This is a genomic window from Pseudomonas sp. OTU5201 (assembly GCF_038440135.1).
GTDB lineage: Bacteria > Pseudomonadota > Gammaproteobacteria > Pseudomonadales > Pseudomonadaceae > Metapseudomonas > Metapseudomonas resinovorans.
In genome coordinates this window covers 1-18,434 of the sequence record NZ_JASATC010000037.1, presented here as the reverse complement: position 1 = coordinate 18,434, position 18,434 = coordinate 1, and the positions used below count along the sequence as shown (strand labels likewise).

Sequence of the window (18,434 nt, the reverse complement as noted above, 5' to 3'; positions counted from 1 at the left end):
CGGAGCCCTCATGAACGACACGTCGTCCAACCCGCCTTCGACGCCTGACCGACCGCCCCGTCCCACCATGACGGCCCGGGCAGACTGGCGGCGCTGGTTGCCCGGATTGAAGCTGTTGCGGGAGTACCAGGCCGGCTGGCTATCCAAGGACCTGGTCGCCGGGCTGGTGCTGACGACCATGCTGGTACCAGTGGGTATCGCCTACGCCGAAGCTTCGGGCGTGCCGGGCATCTACGGTCTGTACGCCACCATCGTGCCATTGCTTGCCTACGCGCTGTTCGGGCCCAGTCGCATCCTCGTATTGGGACCGGACTCAGCGCTGGCGGCCATCATCCTGGCCGAGGTGCTGCCGCTGTCCAGCGGTGACCCGATGCGCGCTATCTCCATTGCCAGCGCCATGGCGCTGGTCTCCGGGCTGGTGTGCATCGGCGCCGGGTTGCTGCGCCTGGGTTTCATCACCGAACTCCTCTCCAAACCGATCCGCTACGACTACATGAACGGCATCGCCTTCACCGTGCTGATCAGCCAGACGCCTAAGCTGTTCGGCGTCTCGGTCGACAGCACCGGCCCGCTGCGGGAAATCCTGGCGATGAGCAAGGCAAGGGCTGCCGGAATTCGCTTTCCCCTGGCTACAGCCGGGCGACCTGATGACAGTGCTGGTAGGCGGATTCGCCGTGGCCCTGGTGTCCTTCGCCGACACCAGCGTACTGTCGCGCACCTATGCCGCCAGGACCCGAAGCCCGGTGGACCCGAACCAGGAAATGGTCGGCCTCGGCGCTGCCAACCTGGCTGCCGGCCTGTTCCAGGGCTTCCCCATCAGCAGCAGTTCGTCGCGTACGCCTGTGGCCGAGACGGCTGGTTCCCGTACCCAGCTCACCGGCGTGTTCGGCGCCTTGGGTGTCGCCTTGCTCCTGCTGCTGGCACCAGACCTGCTCCAGGACCTGCCCAACATTGCCCTGGCTGCGGTGGTGATCGCCGCCGCCATCGGCCTGTTCGAGTTCAAGGACCTCAAGCGCATCTATCGCATCCAACAGTGGGAATTCTGGCTATCGATCACCTGCTTCGCCGGCGTTGCGGTGCTGGGCGCAGTGCCGGGTATCGGCCTCGCCGTGCTGGTGGCGGTAATCGAATTTCTCTGGGATGGCTGGCGCCCGCATTACGCCATGCTCGGCCGTGTCGACGGCATTCGCGGCTTCCACGACATCGCCCGCTACCCTCACGCTCGCCTGATGCCTGGGCTGGTGCTGTTCCGCTGGGATGCACCGTTGTTCTTCGCCAATGCCGAGCTGTTCCAGAATTGTGTTCTTGAGGCCGTGGTACAGTCCCCGACGCCAGTACGTCGGCTGGTGGTGGCGGCGGAGCCGGTTACCAGCGTGGACGTCACCTCGGCAGATATGCTCGTCGAGTTGGAGCAAACCCTGCGAACGGGAGGAACCGAGTTGCGCTTTGCCGAGATGAAAGACCCAGTGAAAGACAAACTCCGCAACCTGTAAGTGCTCGACCGCATTGGATTCAATGTCTTTCAACCAACGGTCGGGGCAGCTGTGGATGCCTACCTCGAAGATCACGGGGTCAAATGGACGCCTTAGCGGGCCGTGGAATTAAAGCACCCAAAGGCTGGTGCGACTCTGCTTATTGACGTCCCCAGTACGGGGATGCGCCCTGGCTATCTCAAGCTTTCCGGGTTGGGGCCGAGATAGCCAGGTTTCACTTCAACAGTCGACTGGCCATCGCCGGAATCTGGTCGACCTGGGCCGGACCCGACGGACAAGACGTGGTCTCCTGCGCGCTGCTGACGAAAGATGCCACAGGCCCGGCATCTGCCATCCATCATCGAATGCCGGTCATTCTGGCGCCGGAACAGTTTGAGTTCTGGTTTTCGCAGAGCACCGGCAGCCAAGAGGTACACAGGGCGATAGCACTGAGTCGCGAGGATTTCGCCGCTCACCCGGTTTCAACAGAAGTCGGCAACACCCGAAATGATTATCCAGAGCTCCTGGAACTGGTAGCGGGGCCTGCTATCGAGTAACAATTTCCGTCCTCTGCGATCTCGTGTCTGACTTTCAACCTGAAGCGTCGCTAAGTTCTCTTCCATACACTTAATAAACTATAAATTAGCCTTGTGAGATTTTTCAAAAATTTCCAGGCCAATAGACGCAGAGCGCCTGCCTAATTATTTATTAATTAAAGCACCACTTAAACGGAATATTGTGATTCATTTTCGCATGACGTTAGCCGACCAAAGCTTAGGGACATGGAAATACACGAGCGCATTCGATACGCCATTTGGCAGAGTGGCAAGCAGAAGAACGAAATTGCCAGGATTTGTCATGTAACACCTGCTGCAGTAACCCATTGGACTACTGGGCCAACAGCAATTCGGGATAACAATCTCTACAGCCTTGCGAAAGCCACAGGATTTCGGGTGGAGTGGCTCTCTTCAGGTACTGGACCGCAGAAAGACCCACCACTCTCAGAGCAAGAAGGCGTGATAGGCGTCGTAGCCGCATGTAGTGACCCTAGTACAAAGGAAACCTGCTACACGGAGTTTGACCTTGAGGCCTCTGGCGGCCTCATGGAGGTCGTAGAAGCTCCAGACAAAAAACTGCGATTTTCTAGAGAAGTGCTCAAGGCTGCGGGCATTGAACCCTCTCGCGCAGCTATCGCCAAAATCACATGCCGCTCAATGGAGAAGCTGATCCTAGAGGGTGCACCCATAGCTTTCGATTTGTCATTCAAACGCGTCGTCGACGGGGAAATATACGCCTTCGACCAAGCGGGAATGCTGCGCGTGAAGTACCTCTATAAGCTGCCGGGCGGTGGCATCCGATTTCGTAGCGAGAATTCGACTGAATACCCTGACGAATTCCTCTCTTGCGAGGAGTTCACCCATATCACAATACTCGGCCGTGTCTTTTGGTGGTCCACTTTACGGCCTTCACCTCGCAGGTGATCGCTGAAATAGTCCTCTATGAGCAGTGTTTCTTGTACGAATCGATTACCTTGAGGCGAGGAAGTTTCAGAAGTTTATTTTTTTCACTCATAGACCCTTGAACAGATTAACGCCTGAAATTTAGCCTGAGCAGACGCCGTTATTGGCGCCCGCTCTTTTACAAATTGGGATCCCACGCCGGCCTCTGGTAGCCGGCCAGGCTCAAAGCTGCCGCGCTTTTCTGGAAGCGACGCGCTGAGGGTTTGCATCACTGCCGCTGGACTCGAGCCCGCTGAGACCGTGGATATCTACTCGATAAAACAGCAGTGATGAAGAAGACAACGTATGGAAAGAAATCATCGCCCAGGCAGGTGGCGGGTAACCGTGCCGAAAGAGGAACCGAATTGACTGCAACGCGCGGCACGCCGGCGACGCGGTTCATCACGACATCCAGACGCAAGACCCGCGGGTTGCAGAAGCCCAGTAGGCGAACGCGGGAGTAACACCGATTTCCTCGATGCCATCCCCAGGTTGGCATCTGGGAAATCTAGTAGTGCCTGTCGGAGCAATCCGTCCCAGTCCGTAGATGCGAAATTCCCAGCTGCCATCGGCACCTGTTGAACACACCCTACGTAACACCCATACGGACAGGCGCTTTATGAAGTAGTTGAACTGACGGCTGAACCTCTGGCACTGCGACAAGCTCGGGATAGAGCTCGACACGTCGAGCCGTAACCGCGAGCTCACCAGATGCCGGCGAGAGTCAACGAAAAGGAATTTTGCTATGTCTGAGGTTTCTGAGTTCCTCTCTGAGGACGAGCTGGCAACACTAATTTGCGCCAAGCGCGCCAGTAAGCAGATCGCGTGGCTGAAAAGCCATCACTGGAAATACGAGCTCAACGCGGCAGGAAAGCCGGTCGTGGGGCGAATCTACGCCCGCCTGCGGCTAGCCGGCGTCAGACCCAACGCCACTAACGCCACGGAAGTACCGTGGAGCCTCGATCTGTCAAAAGTTAGCTGATATGCGGCCCAAGGGACCATCCAACAGGGATTTGCCGCCAAGGATGATTCGCCGTGTGCGGAAACTGCGCAGCGGTAAGGTCTGGGTGGGGTACTACTACGATGGGCGGGACGAAAACGGGAAGCGCAAGGAGGTCCCATTGGGCACGGACCTCGACCTTGCGAAAGTGGAATGGGCCAAGCTGGATGTGAAGCCAGTGCCCAAGACGCTGCGGCGGTTAGGGGATGTGTTTGACCGGTACGAGCGGGAAATCATCCCGGCGAAGGCGTCGCGGACGCAGCGGGACAACCTGCTGTCATTGAAGCAACTCCGGATAGCCTTCTCCGAGGCCCCGGTGGACGCCGTCACGCCCCAGATCATTGCCCAGTATCGGGACCAGCGGTCAGCCAAGGTGCGTGCCAACCGGGAAATATCCCTGCTGTCGCACATCTACAACATTGCACGCGAATGGGGCGTCACTGAGAAGGAGAACCCGGCGGCTGGGGTGCGGAAGAACAAGGAGACCCCGCGGGACTACTACGCAGGACGGGAGGTCTGGACGGCCGTATACGACAAGGCCGTCAGTGAGCTGCGGGCCGCCATGGACCTTGCCTACCTGACTGGCCAGCGGCCGAGTGATGTCCTGGCGATGCGGGAAGCAGATATTCAGGGAGGTTTTTTGCTTGTATCGCAAGGGAAAACATCGAAAAAGCTTCGGATCAGGCTGGAATCCGGTGGAGAAGTGAACGCCCTGGGCGAACTGATCGATCGCCTGAAGCGACAACGCCAAGAACGGCACGTCCGAGGCCCCTATCTGATCACCACTGAGGATGGCCGGCGCCTGACCGGCCCCATGCTAAGAATTCGCTTTGACGATGCCCGGCTGAAGGCAATCGCCACCGCCCAGGAGAATCTGGACGATCAACTGGCCGCTGCTATCCGCCAGTTCCAGTTCCGCGACATCCGTCCCAAGGCCGCAAGCGAAATCGAGGACCTGGGCCGCGCTTCCAAGCTGCTCGGGCACACCGATAAGCGGATCACTGAAACCGTATATCGCCGCGTTGGCGAGGTCGTGGACCCGACTCGCTAAGGTCTAGTTGCGGAAACGATCCAGACAGTTGCGGAAACCACAAGTGACCGATGGGAACAGGATGGGAACACCTCAGAAACGCGAAAGCCCCGGAATCCGGGGCTTTCAGCTATAAGATGGCGGAGGCGGTGAGATTCGAACTCACGGAAGAGTCTCCCCTTCGGCGGTTTTCAAGACCGCTGCCTTAAACCACTCGGCCACACCTCCGCTTGCGCGGGGCGCCATAGTACCGGAACGCAACACGCTGTCAAACTCTTGCATTTGGCCCTTCTCACGCCTCTGATAATATCCAGGTCTGACCAAGGTCACGGAAACCAATCTCGGGAGTGTCGCGATGAACGAACAGAACTTTGCCCTCAACCCTGCGCAGGCGGAGCAGCTGGAAGTCAGCCGCATCCTACGCAACACGTACGGGCTTCTGGCCCTGACCCTTGCGTTCAGCGGTTTGGTTGCCTACTTCGCCCAGCAGATGCGCGTGCCCTACCCCAGCATCTTTGTCGTGCTGATCGGTTTCTACGGGCTGTTCTTCATCACCGTGAAGCTGCGTGATTCGGCCTGGGGTCTCGTGTCCACCTTCGCGCTGACCGGCTTCATGGGCTACACCCTGGGGCCGATCCTCAATATGTACCTCGGCATGCCCAACGGCGGCGAGGTGGTCAGCTCAGCCTTCGCCATGACCGCCCTGGTGTTCTTCGGTTTGTCGGCATACGTGCTTACCACCCGCAAGGACATGAGCTTCCTTGGTGGTTTCATCACCGCCGGATTCTTCGTCCTGATCGGCGCCATGCTGGCCAGCTTCTTTTTCAACATCAGCGGCCTGCAACTGGCGATCAGCGCTGGTTTCGTGGTGTTCTCGTCGGTCTGCATCCTGTACCAGACCAGCGCCATCATCCATGGCGGCGAGCGCAACTACATCATGGCCACCATCAGCCTGTACGTTTCCATCTACAACCTGTTCATCAGCCTGCTGCAACTGGTTGGCATATTCAGCAGCGACGATTGATCGCCAACCAACTCCTCGGACTAGCCCGCTTCGGCGGGCTTTTTTCTGTCCGGGCGGGAAAAAGAACGCGTCTGGCCGTATCATTCCAGCAGTTTTCCCGTCATCCGAGCGACCATGAAATTCGCCATCGCCCTCTTTGCGCCACCCCATGCGCCCTCCTCGCGTCGCGCCCTGCGCTTCGCTGAAGCCTGTCTGGCCGGCGGGCACGAAATCGTCCGCTTGTTCTTCTATCAGGATGGTGTACATAGCGCCTCCGCCAATGTCGTCGCCCCGCAAGATGAACCCAACCTCTCCGCGGAATGGAGCGAATTCGTACGCAAGCACGAGTTGGACGGCGTGGTCTGCATTGCAGCGGCACTGCGCCGCGGCGTGCTGAACGAAGAAGAAGCGCAGCGCTATGAACGGCCGGCAGCGAATCTGGCCGAAGGCTGGGAGCTGTCCGGCCTGGGCCAGCTTCATGAAGCTGCCCAGATGGCCGACCGCCTGGTCAGCTTCGGAGGCAACTGAGATGAAATCCATGCTGATCATCAGTCGCCAGGCGCCCTGGAGCGGCCCCGGCGCCCGCGAAGCGCTGGACATCGCCCTTGCAGGTGGCGCCTTCGATTTGCCCCTCGGCTTACTGTTCCTCGACGACGGGGTCTTCCAACTCGTCGCCCAGCAGCAGCCGACGGCACTCGAGCAGAAGGACCTGACCGCCAACCTCCAGGCGCTCTCCCTGTTCGGCGTGGAGTCGCTCTACGCCTCTGCGCGCAGCCTGCAGGAGCGTGGCCTGGAAAGTGCCGCCCTGAACCTCACGGTAGATGTCCTCGACGACAGCGCCCTGACCACCCTTATCGACCGCTACGACCAGGTGCTCACTCTCTGATGGCCACCCTGCACATCCTCTCTCACTCTCCCTTTTCCGACAGCCGGATGGGCAGTTGCCTGCGCCTGCTGGGAGCTGGTGACGGCCTGCTGCTCAGCGGCGATGCCGTCTATGCCCTTCAACCTGGCAGCATCACTCGACAGGCTCTGGAACTGATGCCCGACTCCGTCACCCTGCATGCACTCGCGGAAGACCTGGACGCCCGCACCCTGACTGACCTGCCGGAGCGCCTGAACGCAGTGGATTACCCGGCTTTCGTCGCGTTGTGCTGTCACTACGACAAGGTGAACAGTTGGCTATGAGCGAATTGCTGATCGAAGGCCACAGCATCCCGCTGGACAAGGACGGCTACCTTCAGCAGCTGACTGACTGGAGTCCTGCGGTGGCCAATGCCCTGGCTGCCCGCGAAGAACTGGAACTGCAGCCGGAGCACTGGGAAATCATCGAGCTGCTGCGCGTTTTCTATACCGAGTTCCAGCTCTCTCCGGCCAACCGTCCGCTGGTCAAGTACGTGGCGCAGAAGCTCGGCCCGGACAAGGGTAACAGTCTGCACCTCAATCGCCTCTTCAAAGGCGCACCGGCCAAGCTTGCCGCCAAGCTCGCCGGCCTACCGAAGCCGACCAACTGCCTATGAATCTCGTCACCCCACCGGAACATCCCTTCGCCCAATTCGTCCGAATACTCGGCAAGGGCAAGCGCGGCGCACGCAATATGACCCGCGAGGAAGCCCGCGAAGCCATGGGCATGCTCCTCGACGGCGAAGTTGAAGACACTCAGCTCGGCGCCTTCCTCATGCTCCTGCGGCACAAGGAAGAAAACGCCGAGGAACTGGCCGGCTTCACCGAAGCCTTCCGACAACGCAATCTGGCACCACACATTCCCGTCGACCTGGATTGGCCGAGCTACGCCGGTAAAAAGCGCCATCTGCCTTGGTACCTGTTGGCTGCCAAGGCGCTTGCCGACAGCGGTGTGCGCATCCTGCTCCACGGTGGCGGCGCCCATACGGCCGGCCGTCTCTACAGTGAACAGCTACTGGAACTGCTGGACATTCCGCTTTGCCAAGACTGGCAAGAAGTAGCCAATGCCCTCGACGAGCGCCGACTGGCATTCATTCCGCTGGGCGCCTGGGCACCTCAACTGCAACGCATGATCGACCTGCGTAACACGCTTGGCCTGCGCTCGCCCATCCACTCCCTTGCCCGCATCCTGAATCCGCTCGGCGCTCGCTGCGGCCTACAGAGCATCTTCCACCCGGGCTACCAGGCGGAACACCGCGAAGCCAGCCAGCTCCTGGGCGATCACGCCATCGTGATCAAGGGGGAAGGTGGTGAGATCGAAGTCAATCCCGATGGCACCTGCCACCTATACGGAACCACCGATGGCGACGCCTGGGACGAAGAATGGCCGCCGCTCTCCGCGCAACGCCACGTAAAGCCGGACAGCCTGGACGCCAACCAGTTGGTCGCCGTATGGCGCGGCGAATGCGAGGATGATTACGGCCGCCTGGCCGTTCGCTCCACTATGGCGCTTGCCCTGCGCGGCCTGGGCTCAGTACGAGAAGAGGCCTTTGCCAACGCTGATCAACTCTGGGCGGAACGCAAGATATCGATCTGACTGATCATTAGAACCACCAATTTGCGCTTTTCCATCGAAGCGTCGCCGATAAACTGGCTCCAGAACCCAACCTCGGAGACCGACCATGGGCCTGCTGATCGATGGAAAATGGCATGACAAGTGGTACGACACCGCCAAGGACGGCCGCTTTCAACGTGAAAGCGCGCGGCGACGGAACTGGATCACTGCCGACGGTTCGCCTGGCCCTTCAGGTATCGGCGGCTTCCCCGCCGAATCGGGCCGTTATCACCTTTACGTGTCCCTGGCCTGCCCGTGGGCACACCGAACCCTGATCTTCCGCAAGCTGAAGGGCCTGGAATCACTGATCGACGTATCGGTGGTGAGCTGGCTGATGCTGGAGCAAGGCTGGACCTTCGACCCGCAGTTCGGCTCGACCGGAGACAAGCTGGACGGGCTGGCGTACCTGCACCAGCGCTATACGCGGGACAGCTCCGACTACAGCGGCCGTGTGACAGTACCGCTGCTGTGGGACAAGCAGACCGACAGCATCGTCAGCAATGAATCATCCGAGATCATCCGGATGTTCAACGGCGCCTTCGATCACCTGACCGGCAACCACCTGAACTTCTATCCGCAAGCACTGCGTCCCGAGATCGATGCGCTCAACGAACGTATCTACCCGGCCGTAAACAACGGCGTCTATCGCGCGGGCTTCGCCACTACCCAGGATGCCTACGATGAGGCTTTCCACGCCCTGTTCGACGAACTGGATCAACTGGATGCACTGCTGGAAACACGACGCTACCTGACGGGTGAGCGAGTCACAGAAGCGGATTGGCGTCTGTTCACCACCTTGATCCGCTTCGACGCCGTTTACCACGGCCACTTCAAGTGCAACCTGAGGCGCCTGGAGGATTACCCCAACCTCTCAGGTTGGCTGCGCGAGCTGTACCAATGGCCGGGCGTAGCAGAGACGGTGAACTTCCCCCATATCAAGCACCACTACTACGCCAGCCATCGCACCATAAATCCCACGGGAGTGGTGCCTCTGGGTCCAATACAGGACTTCAGCCGCCCCCATGGTCGCGGGCATCTGAAAGCACGGCCAGTGGCGTTGAATGATCAGACCCCGGCCTGACCGCCCTCGAACCAGGCCAACTTGTCCCGCAGGGTTACCACTTCGCCCACGATCACCAGGGTGGGCGCGTGGACCTCGTGCTCAGCCACTAGTTGCGGCAGGTTGGCCAGCGTGCCGGTAAATACGCGCTGGCGGCTGGTGGTGCCTTGCTGCACCAACGCAGCCGGAGTTTCGGCCGCGCGACCATGCTTGATCAGTTGCTCGCAAATCAACGGCAGACCCACCAGGCCCATGTAGAACACCAGAGTCTGGCCAGGTGCGGTCAAATCTCTCCAGGGCAGATCGCAACTGCCATCCTTCAGGTGGCCGGTGACGAAACGCACGGATTGCGCATAGTCGCGGTGAGTCAGCGGAATACCCGCATAGGCAGAGCAACCGGAAGCAGCAGTGATGCCGGGCACGACCTGGAAGGGAATACCATTGGCTGCCAGCTCTTCGATCTCTTCGCCACCTCGACCGAAGATGAAAGGATCGCCTCCCTTAAGCCGCAGTACCCGCTTACCCAGCTTGGCCTGTTCAATAAGCAGGCGATTGATTTCGTCCTGAGGCAAGGCATGGTCGGCGCGGCGTTTGCCTACATAGATGCGCTCGGCATCACGGCGGCAGAGTTCGATGATGGCCGGCGCGACGAGACGGTCGTAGAGCACCACATCTGCCTGCTGCATCAAGCGCAAGGCGCGGAAGGTCAGCAAGTCGGGATCACCCGGCCCCGCCCCCACCAGATAAACCTCACCCAGGGCCTTGGGAGCGCCGCCGGCAACTCGTTCAGCCAGCAAACGCTCAGCTTCAGCGCCCTGCCCGGCCAGCATGCGCTCGGCCACTGGCCCCTGGAAAACCTCCTCCCAGAACACCCGACGTTGCTGCACATCAGGAAGCAAGGTCTTTACCTGGTTGCGGAACTTCTTCGCCAACCCGGCCAGTTGACCGTAAGCGGCGGGAATCCAGGTCTCGATCTTGGCACGGATCAACCGCGCCAGGACGGGGGCGTCACCGGCGCTGGAAACCGCAACAATCAGCGGCGAACGGTCGACAATAGCAGGAAAGATCACGCTGCAGAGTTTGGGGGCATCCACCACGTTGACGGGAATGCCGCGCGCCTGAGCCTGGCCCGACACTTCGGCATTCAACGCTTGATCATCACTGGCGGCAATTGCCAGCACACAGGCATCGAGGTCCACATCCTGATACCCGCGCAAATGGGATTCACCGCCACTCTGCTCGACCATTTCCAGCAATTGCGCGTCGATCTGCGGCGCGACCACCCGGAGACGCGCACCGGCATCCGCCAGCAGACGCGCCTTGCGCAGGGCCACTTCGCCCCCACCGACCACGAGCACCTGGCGCCCTTGAAGATTGTGGAACAGCGGGAGGAAATCCATAGCAGCGCCTTCTAGCAATAACGGGTGGAGGTGGAGCTTTAACGGTCACCGCCCGCGTGCAGCCTGGCTGCGACGCGGGCGGTTGGGCGTTCCATTGCCCCTGCCTGGCAGGGGGCGGGCAATCAGCCGATGACTTCGATGCCACCCATGTAGGGCTTGAGTACATCGGGCACGCGAATGCTGCCATCAGCCTGCTGATAGTTCTCCAGCACAGCGACCAAGGTACGGCCGACGGCGAGGCCGGAGCCATTCAGGGTATGTACCAGTTCGGGCTTGCCGGTTTCCGGGTTGCGGTAACGCGCCTGCATGCGGCGGGCCTGGAAGTCGCCGCAGTTGGAGCAGGAAGAAATCTCACGGTACTTATCCTGGCTAGGCACCCAGACTTCCAAGTCGTAAGTCTTGGTGGCGCTGAAGCCCATGTCGCCAGTGCAAAGAGCCAACACGCGGTACGGCAGCTCGAGCAGTTGCAACACACGCTCGGCGTTGGCGGTCATACCTTCCAGAGCCTCGAAGGACTTGGACGGCTCGACGATCTGCACCATCTCCACCTTGTCGAATTGGTGCTGACGGATCATGCCGCGAGTGTCGCGACCCGATGCACCAGCTTCGCTGCGGAAGCACGGTGTATGGGCAACAAACTTGATCGGCAGTTGCTTGGCATCGACGATCTCGCCGGAGACGATATTGGTCAGGGACACTTCGGCAGTCGGGATCAGGTAGAAATCCGCCTCGTTTTCACGGGAGATCTTGAACAGGTCTTCCTCGAACTTCGGCAGCTGACCAGTGCCCTGCAGTGCCGGAGCCTGAACCAGGTAAGGCGTGTAGGCCTCTTCGTAGCCGTGGTCGGTGACGTGCAGGTTGATCATGAACTGCGCCAGGGCACGATGCAGGCGCGCGATAGGGCCACGCAGCAGGGCGAAACGGGCGCCGGAAAGCTTGGCGGCGGTTTCGAAGTCCAGCCAGCCATACTGCTCGCCCAGGGCTACGTGGTCCTTGACCTCGAAATCGAAGTTGCGTGGGGTACCCCAGCGGCGCACTTCAACATTGCCCTCCTCGTCCTCGCCTACCGGAACGGACTCATGGGGCAGGTTCGGGATATTCAGCAGCAGGTTATCCAGCTCGACCTGGATGCTCTCCAGTTCGCGCTTACCCTCTTCCAGCTCGCTGCCCATGCGGTCCACATCGGCCAGCAGCGGTGCGATGTCTTCGCCGCGCTGCTTGGCCTGGCCAATGGACTTGGAACGGGTATTGCGCTCGGCCTGCAGCTGTTCGGTGCGGGTCTGCACGGACTTGCGCTGGTTCTCCAGCGCTTCTAGGCGTGCTACATCCAGTTCAAAGCCGCGGGTGGCAAGGCGTTCCGCGATATCCCGTGGGTGGGTGCGGACCAGTTTGGCATCGAGCATGTCAGGTTCTCGTCTCTCAGATTTTCGTCAGTATCAGGCCAGCCCAAGTGGCGAGCAGGCCACCCAGCACGCTCAACGCTGCATAGCCAATGGCCAGTGGCAGCTGGCCGCTTTCCAGCAGGCGCAGCGTGTCGAGGGAAAAGGATGAAAAGGTCGTCAGGCCGCCCAGGAACCCCACCATAAGGCCGGAACGGATTTCCAGCGGCACTTCAGGGCGCAACAGGAACAAGCCATATAAATAGCCGATCAGCAAGCAACCGACGATATTGACCGCAAGGGTACCGGCGTAGAAGTACCGTGGCCAGTAGGTTGCGACCAGATTGCCCGTAGCGAATCGCAGCAGCGTGCCCGCCACACCACCGACGGAGACGGCCAGAATCAGTCCGATCACTATTTTCTCCGCTGCCAGGGGCTGTTGCGATCGAGGTTATGCAAATGTTGCAGCTTGTCACGGATCTTCAGCTCCAAGCCACGGGGCACCGGCTGGTAGTACTGGCGGGGCTCAAGCTGCTCGGGAAAATAGTCCTCCCCCGCCGCGTAAGCATCGGGCTCGTCGTGGGCGTAACGGTACTCCTCGCCATAACCCAGTTGTTTCATCAGCTTGGTCGGTGCATTGCGCAGGTGCAGCGGCACTTCAAGCGAGCCATTTTCAGCGGCATCGCGCATAGCGGCCTTGAATGCCATGTAGACAGCGTTGCTCTTCGGTGCACAGGCCAGGTAGGTAATCGCCTGGGCAACCGCCAACTCGCCTTCGGGGCTGCCAAGACGCTCCTGCACATCCCAGGCCGACAGGCACAGACCAAGGGCTCTAGGGTCGGCGTTGCCGATGTCTTCGCTGGCCATCCGCACCACACGCCGGGCGAGATAGAGCGGATCACAGCCGCCATCGAGCATGCGTGCATACCAGTAAAGCGCAGCATCCGGATCAGACCCACGCACCGACTTGTGCAGGGCGGAAATCTGGTCGTAGAACGCCTCCCCGCCCTTGTCGAAGCGGCGACGGCTATCGCCCAGCAGGTTCTGCAGCAACTCCACCCCAATCTCACCGCCGTCTTCGGCGAGGTCGGAGGCATTCTCCAGCAGGTTGAGCAGGCGTCGACCGTCACCATCCGCTGCAGCCATCAGAATGGAAAAACTCTCGTCCGGCAGACTCAGTTTACGCATGCCAAGCCCCTTGTCCTCATTCAACGCACGCGCCACCAGCTTGCGTAGGGCAGCCTCATCCAGGCTTTTCAGCACATAGACACGCGCCCGAGAAAGCAGAGCGTTATTGAGCTCGAAGGACGGATTTTCGGTGGTAGCACCGATGAAAATCAGGGTGCCGTCTTCCACATAGGGCAGGAAGGCGTCCTGTTGGGACTTATTGAAACGGTGCACCTCGTCCACGAAGAGGATGGTACGGCGCCCATACTGAGCAGCTTGCTGCTTGGCAATTTCAACCGAATGCCGGATTTCCTTGACCCCGGAGAGCACAGCAGAAATGGTTTCGAAGTGGGCATCGGTGACTTGGGCCAGCAACTTGGCCAGGGTCGTCTTGCCGACCCCGGGCGGCCCCCAGAAGATCATCGAGTGCAGTGCGCCCTGCTCCAACGCCTCACGCAGGGGCTTGCCCGGTGCCAGCAAGTGCTCCTGACCTACGTACTCATCCAGGCTGGCAGCACGCAGGCGCGCCGCCAGAGGCTGGGCGATGGGTTCGGAGCGGAAGAGGTCCATGGGCGTTACAGATTATTCCTGGATGACGTCGGCGCCTTCCGGGATCTTGAAGTTGAACTGCGCGGCATCGATTGCCTGGTTCATCTTGACCCCAAGGAAGAGGATATTGGTGCGCTGTCCGACGCTGTCGATCAGCTGCATGTCGTTGATCACACCGTTGCGGAACGACAGGCGCAGGGTGTCGAACAGAGTGTCTTTGGCCTTGGGCTTGAGGATGAAGTCCACCACGTCACCGCCCTCCTTGTGTGTGATGTCGAAGTTCTCACTGATCTTCGAGACATCGCCGGACAGCAGCAGCGCCGGAGTGTGGGTCAGGCGCTGATCCAGAGTCTGGATGGTCACTTGCTGCAGGTCTGGGTCGTACAGCCACACCTTCTCTCCGTTGGACACCAGCAATTGCTCCATCGGCGCATCGGTATGCCAGCGGAACAGACCTGGCCGCTTCAGCGAGAGTTCGCCGGAAGTTTCTTGCAGTTGAGTGCCGGAACCATCCAGGGTCAGCTGAGAGAAACGACCACTGATGGTCTGAGCCTTGTTCAGCATTTCGGTCAGGCGGCTGATGGCCACCTTGTCGTCGGCGTGGACGTTCAGGGCCGCCAGGCCAAGTACAGCCACCAAGAGCATGCGGATCAGTCGCATGGAAATCCTCGTCAAAAATCCGTTTCGGTTCAGTCTCGCACCGGTGCCGGCGCAGTGACTTCGCGCGACCCGTTGCCATTCATGGGGCTCACCACCCCGGCCATTTCCATCGCCTCGATCATGCGCGCGGCGCGGTTGTAGCCAATCTTCAGTTTGCGCTGAACTGCAGAAATCGATGCGCGACGGCTTTCGGTCACGAAGCGTACGGCCTCGTCGTAGAGCGGGTCGTCCTCGCTGCCCTCGCTTCCGCCTTCGCCGCCCTCGCCACCGGAGAAGCCGCCACCCCCCTCATCCGCACCCGCAAGGATGTCTTCGATGTAGTCCGGGGCACCACGCAGCTTCCAGGCTTCGACCACACGATGGACTTCATCGTCGGAAACGAAAGCGCCATGGACACGAATCGGTAGGCCTGTGCCCGGCGGCAGGTAAAGCATGTCACCGTGGCCAAGCAACTGCTCCGCACCACCCTGATCGAGAATGGTGCGCGAGTCGATCTTGCTGGACACCTGGAACGCCATGCGAGTCGGGATGTTGGCTTTGATCAGACCAGTGATCACATCCACCGATGGGCGTTGGGTGGCGAGGATCAGGTGGATGCCGGCGGCACGTGCCTTCTGGGCGATGCGGGCGATCAGCTCTTCGACCTTCTTGCCGACGATCATCATCATGTCGGCGAACTCGTCGACAACGACCACGATGGTTGGCAGTGTCTTCAACAGGGGCGCTTCGTCTTCCATGCTCTCGCGGCGATAGAGAGGATCGGTCAACGGCGTCCCTGCTTCCTCGGCATCCTTCACCTTGCGGTTGAAGCCCGCCAGGTTCCGCACTCCCATGGCGGCCATCAGCTTGTAGCGCCGCTCCATCTCGGCAACGCTCCAGCGCAGGGCGTTGGCAGCCTCCTTCATGTCGGTAACCACCGGGCAAAGCAGGTGCGGGATACCTTCGTAGATGGACAGCTCCAACATCTTCGGGTCGATCATGATCATCCGCGCCTGCTCGGGCGTGGACTTGAACAGAATCGACAGGATCATGGCATTCACGCCCACTGACTTACCGGAGCCAGTGGTACCCGCCACCAACAGGTGGGGCATCTTGGCCAGGTCAGTGATGATCGGCTTGCCACCGATATCATGGCCCAGGGCCAGAGTGACCGGCGACTTGGCGTCGTCATATTCAGGCGAAGAAAGCACCTCGGAGAAACGCACGATCTGGCGATCCTCGTTGGGTATCTCGATACCAACGGTGGTCTTGCCTGGAATCACCTCCACCACGCGGACGCTGATCACCGCCAGGGAGCGGGCCAGGTCTTTCGCCAGGTTGGAGATGCGGCTGACCTTCACACCTGCGGCCGGCTGAATCTCGAAGCGGGTGATCACTGGGCCTGGATGGACCGATTCCACGATCACTTCGACACCGAATTCCTTCAGCTTGATTTCCAGCAGGCGTGACATGGCCTCCAATGACTCCGGAGAGAAGCTCTTCTGCTTCTTCTCGGCCGCATCGAGAATGGAAATGGGCGGCAGAGTGCCTTCGATGGCCGTATCGACGAACAGCGGAGCTTGCTTCTCCTTCTGCACACGCTTGCTCGCGTCGGCAGGTTTGGGCGGCGGCGGCGGCGCTATCACTGGCGCTGGGCGCTTCTCGCGCTCGGTCATGTGCTTGGTCAGGGCTTCTTCGCGCTCTATCAGGCGCTCCTTGACCTTGGCCTGCTCGCGGCGGTCAGGCACGACCGGCGCGGCGACTTCGTTCACACGCACATCGACTTCACGCAACTTGGCCACCAGTTGCTTGCGCTCCAGACGCGCGCTCCACCAACGGTTGACGGCATTCTGGATGAGTTCGAAGAGGTCAAGGGTAATCTTGCCGGTCAAGTCCATGACCTTGAACCAAGACAGGTCGGTGAACACGGTCAGGCCGAACAGGAAGAGTGCAAAGAACAGCAAAGTGCTGCCCTGCACATTCAGCGCGTTGACCGCGAGATGACTGAGACTCTCGCCCAGGGCGCCACCGGCAGAGGCCGGCAGCCCGGCGTGGTCCTGGAAGTGGATATCGGCCAGCGCGGAGCCGGACAGCACCAGAAACACCAGCCCGATCAGCCGCCAGGAGAACAACCAGCCGCTCCAGTCAATGGGCTCATGGCGATGACGAAAGACTTGCAGCGTCTTTATCGCCAGCAGCAGCGGAAAAACATAGGCGAAATAGCCAAGGGCCATGAACAGGATATCGGCGAACCAGGCACCCAGGCGGCCGGCAGCATTCTGCACCTGTTCGACGTTACTGTTGTGGGTCCAGCCCGGATCTGAGGAATCGTAGGTGAGCAACGCCATCCACAGGTAGAGGCAGACTGCGCCTAGCGCGATCAACGCACCTTCCTTGAGGCGATAATGCAATTGCTGGCGCCAGACAGGGATCTGGGCTCTGGTCGTGGAATTCTTCAAAACGCGTCTTTTCCTGCGCCCGCGGCGCGTTCAAGAGTCGGTCGAGGGTGAAAGTCCGCTGGCAGTGCGCCATCACGGGCTCCAACCCATTCGGAACGTGGCCCATTGTACGGATTTGCCCGCGCGACGCCATGCGGGAACGGATTGTCGCTCCGGCGTTTTGGCGACGTCTCGCGCTTCGGTGTAGCATAGCCGCCAACGATTTGCGTAATGCTCAATTGGAGCATGCATTCTCTTTTGTGACAAAGACTTATGGAGCCTTTTTATGAGTGAAGTCAAGCATTCCCGATTGATCGTCCTGGGCTCCGGCCCGGCGGGCTACACCGCGGCCGTCTATGCCGCTCGCGCCAACCTCAAGCCAGTGGTCATCACCGGCATCCAGCCCGGCGGCCAACTGACCACTACTACCGAGGTGGATAACTGGCCGGGCGACATCGAAGGCCTCACCGGTCCCGCCCTGATGGAGCGCATGCAAAAACATGCCGAGCGCTTCGACACCGAGATTGTCTACGACCACATCCACACCGCCGAGTTGCAGAAGCGCCCCTTCATCCTCAAGGGTGACAGCGGAACTTACAGCTGCGACGCCCTGATCATCTCCACCGGCGCCTCGGCCCAGTATCTCGGCCTGCCGTCCGAGGAAGCTTTCGCTGGCAAGGGCGTTTCCGCCTGCGCCACTTGCGACGGCTTCTTCTATCGCAACCAAGTGGTCTGCGTGGTCGGCGGCGGCAACACCGCAGTAGAGGAAGCCCTCTACCTGTCCAACATCGCCAAGGAAGTGCACCTGATCCACCGCCGTGACAAGCTGCGCTCCGAAAAGATCCTCCAGGACAAGCTGTTCGAAAAAGCCGCCAATGGCAATGTGCGCCTGCACTGGAACCACACACTGGATGAAGTGCTGGGCGACAACACCGGCGTGACCGGCGTGCGCCTGAAGAGCACTGCGGACGGCAGCATCAAGGAGCTGCCGCTGGCCGGCGTCTTCATTGCCATCGGCCACAAGCCGAACACCGATCTGTTCCAGGGTCAGCTGGAAATGCGCGACGGCTATCTGATCGTCCAGGGCGGCCTCGAAGGCAATGCCACACTCACCAGCACCCCGGGCGTATTTGCAGCCGGCGACGTTGCCGACCATGTCTACCGCCAAGCCATCACCTCCGCCGGCTCGGGCTGCATGGCCGCACTGGACGCCGAAAAATTCCTCGACGACAACTGACAGGCCAGGCGGGCCTCCCCGGCCCCCCCCCCCCCCCCCCCCC

Annotated in this window: 18 protein-coding genes, 1 tRNA gene and 1 pseudogene; 13 read left to right on the top strand and 7 right to left on the bottom strand. The window is 60.4% G+C overall.

The window, feature by feature from the left end; genetic code table 11:
* Window positions 1–10: 10 nt before the first annotated feature.
* From AAHM40_RS20815 to AAHM40_RS20795, 5 genes and pseudogenes are all read left to right on the top strand, one after another.
* Window positions 11–1,589: pseudogene (locus tag AAHM40_RS20815) on the top strand (SulP family inorganic anion transporter).
* Between the two features lie 107 nt (window positions 1,590–1,696).
* Complete coding sequence (locus AAHM40_RS20810; RefSeq protein ID WP_342246369.1) at window positions 1,697–2,029, top strand: SOS response-associated peptidase family protein; 333 nt, start codon at window positions 1,697–1,699, stop codon at window positions 2,027–2,029.
* 225 nt (window positions 2,030–2,254) lie between these two features.
* Window positions 2,255–2,953, top strand: coding sequence for an XRE family transcriptional regulator (locus tag AAHM40_RS20805; protein WP_342246342.1), 699 nt, complete (start codon window positions 2,255–2,257; stop codon window positions 2,951–2,953).
* A gap of 763 nt (window positions 2,954–3,716) precedes the next feature.
* Window positions 3,717–3,953 (top strand): DUF4224 domain-containing protein, encoded by a 237-nt coding sequence (locus AAHM40_RS20800; RefSeq protein WP_342246341.1) that lies wholly within the window; start codon window positions 3,717–3,719, stop codon window positions 3,951–3,953.
* A 1-nt stretch (window position 3,954) separates the two neighbouring features.
* Window positions 3,955–5,022 (top strand): tyrosine-type recombinase/integrase, encoded by a 1,068-nt coding sequence (locus AAHM40_RS20795; protein ID WP_342246340.1) that lies wholly within the window; start codon window positions 3,955–3,957, stop codon window positions 5,020–5,022.
* Window positions 5,023–5,139: 117 nt separating this feature from the next.
* Here AAHM40_RS20795 and AAHM40_RS20790 read toward each other — a convergent pair.
* Window positions 5,140–5,229 (bottom strand) — tRNA-Ser (locus AAHM40_RS20790).
* Window positions 5,230–5,356: 127 nt separating this feature from the next.
* Between AAHM40_RS20790 and AAHM40_RS20785 the strand changes: the two genes are divergently transcribed.
* The 7 genes from AAHM40_RS20785 to AAHM40_RS20755 all read left to right on the top strand — a co-directional run bounded on the left by AAHM40_RS20785 (window position 5,357) and on the right by AAHM40_RS20755 (window position 9,603).
* Window positions 5,357–6,025, top strand: coding sequence for a Bax inhibitor-1/YccA family protein (locus AAHM40_RS20785; RefSeq protein ID WP_342246339.1), 669 nt, complete (start codon window positions 5,357–5,359; stop codon window positions 6,023–6,025).
* A 114-nt stretch (window positions 6,026–6,139) separates the two neighbouring features.
* Window positions 6,140–6,532, top strand: coding sequence for a sulfurtransferase complex subunit TusD (tusD, locus tag AAHM40_RS20780; RefSeq protein ID WP_342246338.1), 393 nt, complete (start codon window positions 6,140–6,142; stop codon window positions 6,530–6,532).
* A 1-nt stretch (window position 6,533) separates the two neighbouring features.
* The gene (tusC, locus tag AAHM40_RS20775; protein ID WP_342246337.1) at window positions 6,534–6,890 is read left to right on the top strand and encodes a sulfurtransferase complex subunit TusC; all 357 of its coding nucleotides are present in this window, start codon (window positions 6,534–6,536) and stop codon (window positions 6,888–6,890) included.
* Window positions 6,890–7,192 (top strand): sulfurtransferase complex subunit TusB, encoded by a 303-nt coding sequence (gene tusB, locus AAHM40_RS20770; RefSeq protein ID WP_342246336.1) that lies wholly within the window; start codon window positions 6,890–6,892, stop codon window positions 7,190–7,192. Before tusC ends, tusB begins: the two co-directional genes overlap by 1 nt.
* Window positions 7,189–7,524 carry a TusE/DsrC/DsvC family sulfur relay protein gene (locus tag AAHM40_RS20765; protein ID WP_342246335.1) on the top strand — a complete coding sequence of 112 codons (336 nt, stop codon included), beginning with the start codon at window positions 7,189–7,191 and terminating at the stop codon, window positions 7,522–7,524. The genes tusB and AAHM40_RS20765 overlap by 4 nt, the downstream gene beginning before the upstream one ends.
* Window positions 7,521–8,504, top strand: a complete 984-nt coding sequence (locus tag AAHM40_RS20760; RefSeq protein WP_342246334.1) for a glycosyl transferase family protein — start codon at window positions 7,521–7,523, stop codon at window positions 8,502–8,504. Before AAHM40_RS20765 ends, AAHM40_RS20760 begins: the two co-directional genes overlap by 4 nt.
* An 85-nt stretch (window positions 8,505–8,589) precedes the next feature.
* Window positions 8,590–9,603, top strand: coding sequence for a glutathione S-transferase family protein (locus AAHM40_RS20755; protein ID WP_342246333.1), 1,014 nt, complete (start codon window positions 8,590–8,592; stop codon window positions 9,601–9,603).
* Here AAHM40_RS20755 and cysG read toward each other — a convergent pair.
* From cysG to ftsK, 6 genes are all read right to left on the bottom strand, one after another.
* Window positions 9,588–10,982 (bottom strand): siroheme synthase CysG, encoded by a 1,395-nt coding sequence (gene cysG / locus AAHM40_RS20750; protein ID WP_342246332.1) that lies wholly within the window; start codon window positions 10,980–10,982, stop codon window positions 9,588–9,590. The two genes, AAHM40_RS20755 and cysG, sit on opposite strands and share 16 nt — an antisense overlap.
* Window positions 10,983–11,104: 122 nt before the next feature.
* A complete protein-coding gene (serS, locus tag AAHM40_RS20745) occupies window positions 11,105–12,385 on the bottom strand; it encodes a serine--tRNA ligase (protein WP_342246331.1) in 1,281 nt (426 codons plus the stop codon).
* Between the two features lie 16 nt (window positions 12,386–12,401).
* On the bottom strand, window positions 12,402–12,776 hold the full coding sequence (gene crcB, locus AAHM40_RS20740; protein WP_342246330.1) for a fluoride efflux transporter CrcB: 375 nt from the start codon (window positions 12,774–12,776) through the stop codon (window positions 12,402–12,404).
* Window positions 12,776–14,098: a replication-associated recombination protein A gene (locus AAHM40_RS20735; protein ID WP_342246329.1), complete on the bottom strand. Its 1,323-nt coding sequence runs from the start codon at window positions 14,096–14,098 to the stop codon at window positions 12,776–12,778. Before AAHM40_RS20735 ends, crcB begins: the two co-directional genes overlap by 1 nt.
* A gap of 12 nt (window positions 14,099–14,110) precedes the next feature.
* Window positions 14,111–14,737, bottom strand: a complete 627-nt coding sequence (gene lolA / locus AAHM40_RS20730; protein ID WP_342246328.1) for an outer membrane lipoprotein chaperone LolA — start codon at window positions 14,735–14,737, stop codon at window positions 14,111–14,113.
* A 29-nt stretch (window positions 14,738–14,766) separates the two neighbouring features.
* Window positions 14,767–17,175 carry a DNA translocase FtsK gene (gene ftsK / locus AAHM40_RS20725; RefSeq protein ID WP_342246327.1) on the bottom strand — a complete coding sequence of 803 codons (2,409 nt, stop codon included), beginning with the start codon at window positions 17,173–17,175 and terminating at the stop codon, window positions 14,767–14,769.
* A gap of 265 nt (window positions 17,176–17,440) precedes the next feature.
* On the opposite strand from ftsK, the gene trxB reads away from it, so the two are divergent.
* Complete coding sequence (gene trxB / locus AAHM40_RS20720; RefSeq protein WP_342246326.1) at window positions 17,441–18,391, top strand: thioredoxin-disulfide reductase; 951 nt, start codon at window positions 17,441–17,443, stop codon at window positions 18,389–18,391.
* Window positions 18,392–18,434: the final 43 nt, after the last annotated feature.